Origin of the sequence: Micromonospora sp. (genome assembly GCF_048594385.1) — a bacterium.
Lineage (GTDB): Bacteria > Actinomycetota > Actinomycetes > Mycobacteriales > Micromonosporaceae > Micromonospora > Micromonospora wenchangensis.
In genome coordinates this window covers 1-8,626 of record NZ_JBMDWU010000081.1, presented here as the reverse complement: position 1 = coordinate 8,626, position 8,626 = coordinate 1, and the positions used below count along the sequence as shown (strand labels likewise).

Annotated in this window: 5 protein-coding genes; all 5 read right to left on the bottom strand. The window is 72.3% G+C overall.

Features of this window, described 5'->3' with window-relative positions:
• Positions 1–47: 47 nt before the first annotated feature.
• Genes ACOJTC_RS03840 through ACOJTC_RS03820 form a run of 5 tightly spaced genes read right to left on the bottom strand, consistent with a single transcriptional unit; the run spans position 48 to position 8,168 of the window.
• The gene (locus ACOJTC_RS03840; protein WP_420115764.1) at positions 48–1,199 is read right to left on the bottom strand and encodes a condensation domain-containing protein; all 1,152 of its coding nucleotides are present in this window, start codon (positions 1,197–1,199) and stop codon (positions 48–50) included.
• A 35-nt stretch (positions 1,200–1,234) separates the two neighbouring features.
• On the bottom strand, positions 1,235–2,566 hold the full coding sequence (locus tag ACOJTC_RS03835; protein WP_420115763.1) for an MATE family efflux transporter: 1,332 nt from the start codon (positions 2,564–2,566) through the stop codon (positions 1,235–1,237).
• Positions 2,567–2,596: 30 nt separating this feature from the next.
• Positions 2,597–6,190, bottom strand: a complete 3,594-nt coding sequence (locus tag ACOJTC_RS03830) for an SDR family NAD(P)-dependent oxidoreductase (RefSeq protein WP_420115762.1) — start codon at positions 6,188–6,190, stop codon at positions 2,597–2,599.
• A gap of 8 nt (positions 6,191–6,198) precedes the next feature.
• Complete coding sequence (locus tag ACOJTC_RS03825; protein ID WP_420115761.1) at positions 6,199–7,041, bottom strand: ACP S-malonyltransferase; 843 nt, start codon at positions 7,039–7,041, stop codon at positions 6,199–6,201.
• Between the two features lie 11 nt (positions 7,042–7,052).
• Positions 7,053–8,168, bottom strand: coding sequence for a hypothetical protein (locus tag ACOJTC_RS03820; protein ID WP_420115760.1), 1,116 nt, complete (start codon positions 8,166–8,168; stop codon positions 7,053–7,055).
• Positions 8,169–8,626 lie beyond the last annotated feature (458 nt).

Genomic DNA, 8,626 nt, shown 5'->3' with positions numbered 1-8,626 from the left:
TCGCCGTCGATGGTGTCGGGCAGGTAGATGTACGAGTGGAGGACGTACTAGTCGATGCCTTGCATGCGGTAGATCTTGTACGAGAAGACGGCGAGGTCGTTGAACTGGCCGCCGACCGGGAGGGGCCGTCCGGCGGCGTCGGCGGCGGCGCGGGCCCCCTGGGCGGCGGCGCGGCCGTCGTGGCGGGCGTGCCGCATCGCCGCCCCCATCGCGGCACGGGCGTGCCCGACCAGGTCACCGACGGTGTCGCCGGACACCTCCATGGCGGTACGGACGGCCTGGTTGAGGCTGGTCACGGTGTACCGCAGCTCCGGTTCCACCCGGTTGCTCTGCATGATGTCCAGCGGGTAGACCGGCGTGGCACAGACCGTGCGCACCAGCGCGTTGACGACGGCCAGCAGGGTGACCGACGTGGTGGTGCGCAGTCGTCGGGCGGCCAGCCGCAGGGCCACGGCGGCGGCGTCCGAGGCGAGTTCCCCGCGCCAGTACCGGGGGGTGACCGGGGTGACCCGCTCGGGCAGCGGGTCGGCCGGGAGCCGGCGGAGCTGCTGACGCAGGTGTGCCAGCGCGTCGACGTTGAGGCGTTGCCCGTCCGGGGAGCGTTCGAAGACGGCCAGGTCGACCGGCTGCACCGCCGGTCGGGCCGGCGGTGGGGCGTCGCCGTCGATCCTGGCCCGCAGCAACGCGGCCAGCTCGGCGGCCAGGAGGTCCGCGCCGAGGTGGTCCGCCGCCAGGTGGGACACGGCGAACATCAGCAGCACGGGGATGCCCTCGTGGGTGGCGACCGCGAACCGGATCGGCAGCTCGGTGTCGTGGGCGAACGGACGGCCACCGGCCCGGCCCAGACAGTCGGTGACGATGTCGGCGAAGCTGACCGGGTCACCGTCGGGCCGGTCGACGACCTCGACGGTGACGACGCCCTCGCCGAGGACGTGCTGGCTGCCCTGGCCGTCGACCCCCGCCGGGAAGAGCGTGCGCAGCGACTCGTGCCGCTGCAGCAGGTGGGACAGCTGCGCCAGCACGTCGTCGACCTCGAGCAGCAGGGGTACGTCCAGCCACCGGGTCAGCACGAAGAACGGCTTCATCTCCGGCAGCCACCGGCGCAGGACGTCCCAGGTGCCCTGCTGGCCCCAGGTCAGGTGGGCGGTCCGGCTGCGGCCCGCGTGGAACGTCACCTCGACGGTGCGGTGGTTGATCACTGGTGGTCCTCACGGGGCGGGGGATGGACGGGGCATCAGGTCGCGGCGGGCACCGCCGCCGGCGCGGGCCGGACGAACAGCACCCGCCGCAGGCAGAACACGCTGTAGGTCAGCCCGGCGGTCCAGCTGGCCACCACCGCCCACATCACGGCGTCGATGCCGAACGGCCCGTTCAGCAGCCAGGCGAAGGGGATCTGCACGGCGACGAAGGCGATGAGCGTGCAGATCAGCGGCGCGGTCGTCCGGCCGGCACCGTTGAGATACCCGTGGATGACCACCATGGCGGTGTAGAGGAGCAGGAAGGGATAGATGATCGTCAGGTAGCGTCCGGTCAGCTCCCGGGTGGCCGGATCGTCGGTGAACAGCGCGGCCAGCGGGGCACGGGCGACCAGCACCACCCCGGCGACCAGCACCGACAGCACGGCCGTCAACCGCAGCGTGCGCAGCAGCCCCGCGCGGGCCCGGGCCAGGTCGCCCGCGCCGAGGTTCTGGGCGGCGAAGGCGGTCACCGCCCCGGAGAAGTCGAGGAACAGGATGCCGGTGAACAACTCGATCCGGGAGACGATCGTGAACGCGGCGAGGACCACCTCCCCGTAGGACTGGATGATCCCGACCAGCACCATGATCCCGAGGGCGAGCACGATGTGCTGGCTGGCCAGGGGCAGACCCAGCCGGGCGGCGTCGACGAGTTCCCGGCGGATCGCCGGCCGCGGCCCGCCGCGCCGCACCGGGTGGGTGCGCGCCGCCCAGACCAGCCCGACCACCAGGGCCACCGTGCTGGCCACCGCGGTGGCCAACGCCGCGCCGACCACACCCCCGTCGAGGACGGCGACGAAGAGCAGCACCAGGACGACGTTGGCGATGCTGCCGACGCCCTGCACCCACATCGCCGAGCGGGAGTCACCCAGCCCACGGAAGTAGGCGCTGACCGCGGCGCTGCCGAAGATCCCGGGGAAGCCGAGCGCCAGGGTGCCGAAGAACCGGGCCGAGTCGGCGGCGAGCCGCCCGTCGATGCCCATCACCGCCAGCGCCGGATCGACCAGCAGCGTCGCCAGGACGACACAGCCGGCGGCCCAGACGACCGTGAGGAGGGTGAGGGCGGCGACCACGTCGCGGCGACGGTCGACCTGCTGGCCGCCGGTCAGGTGGGCCAACCGGATGGTGAACGCCGTGCCCAGCCCGATGAACATGGCGTTGAGCAGATAGAACAGGGGCCCGCAGGCACCCACCACGGCCAGCCCCTCGACCCCGACGTAACGGCCGACGACGACGCTGTCGACCAGCAGGTAACCCTGTTGCAGCAGGTTCGCCGCGGTCAGCGGCAGGGCGAAGCCGACGATGCGCCGCAGCGCCGGCCCCGTAGTCATGTCCGACATGCCACCCTCCGATCGGTGTCGTCAGGCGGCGGCGTCGGCGAACGCGACCAGGTCCTCGACGTGGTAGGCGATCTCGGCGACGGTCCGGTCGGCGAGCAGGTCCGCGACGTCGTACTGCACGCCGTGCCGCACGGCGATGGAGTTGGCCACCGAGGCGGCCATGATGGAGTCGCCGCCCAGGTCGAAGAAGTCCGCCTCCACGTCGAGCGTCGGATAGCCGAAGGCGAGGGCGAGGCACTGCGCCACGGACCGTTCGACGTCGGTGTATCCGCCGTCCGGCCGGCCCTCCAGCTCGACGTCGACCGCGTCGACGGTGGCCCGGATCCTGTCGGCGGCCTGCCGCAGCCGCTGCTCCAACGCCTGCATCTCCTTGTCGACCTTCGCGTCGATCTCGGCGGAGAGCCGCACGTCGTAGGAGCGCAGCAGGTGGATCAGCTCCCCCCGGTAGTGCAGCTCCCCGGCGAACAGCCGGGACCGGCCGGAGCGCAGGCCCGCGTCGAGGACGTCCAGCGCGACCCGGGTGGGCAGGGCCCGGAACATGGTGTCGCCGCTGGTGCCGTGGTCGACGGCCATGCCGATCTCCTTCCACGCGACCCAGTCCAGGGCGATCACGTGGGTCGACCCGCCGGCCCGGCTGCGGGCCACGTTGTCCAGGTAGTAGTTGGCCGCCGCGTAGTCGGCCTGGCCGGGTGCGGGGAACACCGACGCCACCGACGAGAAGTGCACGACGAAGTCCGGCCGGTCGGCCCGGGTGAGCTGGTCGAGCAGGAACGCGGCGTGCAGCTTCGCCCGGACCACCGCGTCGAAGTCGGCCAGTTCCCGGAACATCACGGTGCTGCCACCGGGCAGGCCGGCCGCGTGCACGATGCCGTCGATGCGGCCGTACTCGCCCCGGACGTCGGCCACCGCGGCGGCCAGCGCCTCCGGGTCACCGGCGTCGGCGGCCACCACCCGCACCCGCGCGCCGAGTTCCTCCAACTCCCGCACCGCGCGTACCCGCCCGGCGCGGGCGTCGCCGGCCGGCGCGGCCAGCAGGCCCGGCCACTGCCCGCGCGGCGGCAGGCCGGACCGGCTGAGCAGCACCAGGGTCACGTCGGGCTGCCGGGTGGCGAACGCGTGGGCGACGGCCAGGCCGAGCGCGCCGGTGCCGCCCGTGACCAGATAGGTGCCGCCCGGCCGCAGGTAGCTCTGCGGGCCGTCGGTGTCGACCTGCGGCACCTCGACGAAGACCTCGTGTAGGCGTCGGCCGTCGCGCCACAGGAACACCCCGCGTTCGGGGGAGAGGATCTCCGCCCGGACCGCGTCGGGCGACACGTCCGGGTCGACGTCGAGGTGGGTGACCCCGAGGTACGGGTACTCCCGGCCGATGACCTTCCCGAAGCCGACCAGCGCGCCGTTCTCGACCACCACGTCGGGTTCCGCGTCGTGGGCGCAGACCGCGCGTCGGGTGAGCACCGTCAGTTCCAGCTTGACGCCGGCCGCCATCAACGCCTTGGTCAGGTGGAACAGGCTGTGCAGGTTCTTGCCGGTCCGCAGGTCGAGCCCGGCGAGGTCGGCGGCGGGGGTGGCGTCGAAGCCGAGCGCGTGCACCAGGTGGGTGATGCCGTCGTCCTCGACCAGCTGGGCGATCTCGGCGAAGGAGTCCGCCGACCGGGCGTCGAAGGGCGTGCCGCCGGGGCGTACCGGCTCGCCGAGCCGCAGCACCCGCAGGTCGTCCAGTCCGGTGGCGGCGAGCAGCCGTCCGGCGTCGGTGTCCGGGTCGACCAGGGCCAGCACCCGCGCCCCGGGTGCGGCCGGCGTCGGGTCGGCGGCGGGGGCGAACACCACGTCGTGGGTGACCGGGTGGTCCTCGTCGACGGTGCCCAGCGACAGTTGCGCCCGCCAGGTGTCGGGGAACTGCACCCACGCGGGGGTGGTGTCGAAGGCGTACCCGGGAAGGCGGACGATCCGGCGGCGGCCGTCGGAGAGCCGCCGCCAGTCCACCGGCGCGCCGGCCAGGTAGCGGCGGGCCTCGTCGCCCAACGGGCCGTCCGGCGGCGGCGACGCCCCGTCGGCCAGCGAGGCGACCAGTTGCCCGCGCAGGTCGGCCACGTCGTGGACGACGAACGCGGCCCGGTGCCGGTGCCCGCTGCGGGAGACCTGGCTGGTGTGGCAGACGTCGGCGATGTCGACCCCGTCGAGGCCGGCGGCGTCGATGAACCGCACGTACCGCTCACCGAGGCGGACCAGGGACTTCAGGGTGGCCGCGCTGAGGGTGAACAGGAACGGCCCCGGGCCGGCGGGGGCCGCCGGTGCCGCCGCGACGTGCTCCTCCAGCACCACGTGGGCGTTGGTGCCGCCGAGGCCGAAGGCGCTGACCCCGCAGCGCCGTGGGCCGTCGTCGGGGGACTCCCACGGTCGCAGGCTGGTGGAGACGTACAGCGGCCCGGCGGCGAAGTCGAGCTTCGGGTTGGGGTTCTTGAAGTTGGCCTGCGGTGGGATCATCCGGTTGCGCAGCACCGCGATGGCCTTGATCAGGCCGATGACGCCGGAGCCCTCGAACAGGTGCCCCACGTTGGCCTTGACGGTGCCGACCGCGCAGAACCCCCGGTCGGTGGTGTACCGGGCGAAGGCGCGTTTCATCCCCTCGTGCTCGATCGGGTCACCGACCCGGGTGGCGGTGCCGTGGGCCTCCAGGTAGCCGAGGGTCCGGGGGTGCACGCCCGCGTTGCGCCAGGCGGCGTCCAGCAGGTCGGCCTGCGAGTCGGAGTCGGGGTTGGTGATGCCCTCGGTGTTGCCGTCGTGGTTGACCGCGCTGCCCTTGATCACGGCGTAGATCCGGTCGCCGTCCGCGACCGCCTGCGACATCCGCTTGAGGACGACCGCTCCCGACCCCTCACCGAAGCCGGTGCCGTCGGCGGCCTCGTCGAAGGTGCGGGTGACCCCGTCGGAGGACTCGATACCGATGTTGGAGTGCGGGTGCTTGACGGGGGAGAAGACGATCCGGGCGCCGCCGACCACCGCCATCTCGCAGTCCCCGGCGAGCAGCGCGTTCTTGGCCTGGTGCACCGCGACCAGGGTGGCCGAGCAGGCGGTGTCCACCACCAGGCTCGGGCCGCGCAGGTCCAGCAGGTGCGACAGCCGGTTGGCCAGCATCGCCGGGATGTTGCCGGTGATGGCCTGCTGGCCGTTGTTCGGGTCGACGCGGCAGATGTAGTCCAGATAGGTCGAGCCGGGGTTGACCGCGAAACCGACGAACACCCCCGTCCGGCTGCCCCGGAGCCGGTCGAAACCGTAACCGGCGTCCTCGAAGGCGAGGAACATGGCGCGCATGACCATCCGGTGGTGCGGGTCGGTCAGCGTGGCCTGCCGGGGATTCATTCCGAAAACGGTGTGGTCGAAGGTGTCGACCTCGTCGAGGAAACAGCCGTTGTGGTATTCGACGTCGGGCTCGTTCACCGGTTCGATGCTCGTCGCCCGGAGATACCTGATGTATTCGGCGAGCTTTTCCTGACGGTTCGTGGGAAATGGTCGGGTGAGGCTCGCCCCGGAACTGATGATCTGCCAGAAGGTGTCGAGGTCGTCGGCCCCGGGAACCTCGACCGACAGGCCGACGACCGCGATATCCGTGTCCATACGGTGAATCACCTCTCCGCGATGCGGGTGAGAAATGCGCTGAGGGTCTTGCCGTTGACCTCGTCGAACCCGGTGACACCTGCCGCGCGCAGGGTGGTGACCGCCCGGACCCACTCCACCGGGGTGGACAGTTGCCGGGCGAGCAGTTCGGCGGCGCGGTCGGTGTCGAAGACGTCCCCGGTCACGCCGGAGACCACGGGGGTGTGCCCGGCGGCGAATTCGCAGCCGTCCAGGACGGCCCGGAACCGCTGCTCCGCCGCCGCCATCAGCGGGGTGTGGAAGGGGCCGCTGACGTTGAGCGGGACGACCCGGGCCCCGGGCAGCGCGCCGATCGCCTTGGCCGCGACGGCCAGTTCGGCGCGGTCCCCGGCGATCGTGCTCTGGGTGTCGGCGTTGAGGTTCGCCACGAACACCCGGGGCAGGCCGGTCTCGGTCAACGCCCGCCTGACGAACGACACCGGCAGGCCCTGCACCGCCGACATGCCCCCGCCGGTGACCTGGGACATCAGCTCGGCCCGCCGGTCGACCAGCCGCAGGGCGACGTCGAGGTCGAGCACCCCGGCGGCGACCAGCGCGTTGTACTCACCGAGGCTGTGGCCGGCGAAGTACCGGTAGTGCCCGGGGCGTTCGGCGATCACCTGCTGTGCCAGCAGGGCGTTGACGAAGAACACCGCGGGCTGGGCGTAGCGGGTGTCGCGCAGGCGTCGGTGCGGGTCCCGGGTGCACAGCTCCTCGATGGACCAGCCGAGGATCTCGTCGGCCCTGGCGGTGGCCTCGGGGAACAGGCCGAACAGGTCGGCGCCCATGCCGCGGCGCTGCACCCCCTGGCCCGGGAAGAGTAGACAGTGCACGTGGTGTCCTTTCACGGTCGCCGGGAGGCTCGTCGGATCGACTCGAAGCGCAGCGTCCGGCCGCCGAGGCACTCCCGGGTGAACCGGCGGGCGGCGGGGCCGGGGCCGCAGTCCAGCACGGTGGTGATGCCGGCGTCGGTGACGGCGTGGACGCTGGCGGTCGCCCAGTCGACCGGGCGGACCAGCACCTGCTCGACGAACTCGTCGAGCAGGTCGGCGTCGGGCGGCAGGGTCCGGGGGGCGTCCGCCGCGTAGACCGGTATCCGCAGCTCACCGGCGGCGGGCAGGGGGCCGACGAAGGTCCGGTCCCGGCGTACCTCGTCGGCGGCGGCGGCCAGGTGCGGGCTGTGGAACGGCAGGGTGTTGGTGAGGAACGTCCAGGTCGTCGCGCCGCCGCGGAACATCGCCTCGTGGTGGGCGTAGAAGTGCAGCAGGTCCTCGGTGTGCCCGCTGAGCACGCCGGTGGTGGGGGTGTTGACCAGGCCGACCGTGACCGACCGTCGGGTGTCCCGCCGGTAGCAGTCGACCAGGGCGGCGAGATCCGCCCGGGAGGGGCCGTCGACCAGCGCCATCGGGCTGGGGCGCTGGCGCTGGCCGCCGCCGGTGGCGTACCGCACGGTCAGCTCGGTGGGGACGGGACGGTCGGTGGTGGCCTGGTGCCCCCGGACGAGGCTCAGCGCGACCAGCCTGAGTGAGGTCTCGGCCAGGGCGAGGAAGGCGTCCGTGCGCTTCGGCCGCAGGCCGGCGACGATGGCCGCCTGGAGCCCGATGCTGTGCCCGATGGCGGCGGTGACGGTGTCCGGGACGGCCCGCCGGGGTTGCAGGTCGCACAGCTGGATCAGGTGGACGCAGATGCCGGCGACGACCGAGTCGTCGGTGCCGGTCGGCGGCGCGGTGGCGGGGTCGGTCAACCACCGGCGCAGTCGGCTCCCGGTGGGGACGACCGGCTCGGGTACGGGGCCGAGATGCTCCCGCAGGTCGTCGAGGGTCCGGAACATGCGGTCGAAGAAGAGCGCGTTCTCCGGCTGCGCGTGCAACGCCCCGAGGGTGGGGAGCAGATTTCCCTGGTGACCACCTATTCCGTCGAAAAGGGCCAGGGTGCGCCCGGAAGGGGTGAGCATTTCCACGGGGATTCCTTGCTGGTCGGGTGGAATGCGTGCGCGGTTGACCCGACACGGCGGGCAGCGGAAAGGCTGCGTCGATTGCCGACGGCTGGCTTCTGATTGTGGCGGTGTTTATCGCGTCCGGTGGAACTTGCACCGCGAACAATATGCGACCCATCGCGCATGGTCAATAGCCCGGTCGCGCTGCGCGATCTGACGGCCGGTGAACGGCCGTTTTGGCAGCTCAGTCGGCTATGCGTGGTCGGTGACCCGGCGTGACGAAACAATTGTCAGGCAGGCGTGGTTTGTCCCGCCGATTCTCGTATGTGCGGCGAACCCCGTACGAATTTAACTGTCGCGTCACCGTTCATAAACGTGGCTGTGCTCACGGCGACCGGGGCCCGGGGTGCGCGACGGCCGACCCGGCCCGCCGGTGGTGCGGGCCCGGGACACAGGTGACGAACGGGGCGGGCCCGAAGGCC

Coding starts and splice junctions, on each gene's coding strand:
- ACOJTC_RS03835 (WP_420115763.1), bottom strand. CDS start 2,566: ATGACTACGGGGCCGGCGCTGCGGCGCATCGTCGGCTTCGCCCTGCCG.
- ACOJTC_RS03830 (WP_420115762.1), bottom strand. CDS start 6,190: ATGGACACGGATATCGCGGTCGTCGGCCTGTCGGTCGAGGTTCCCGGG.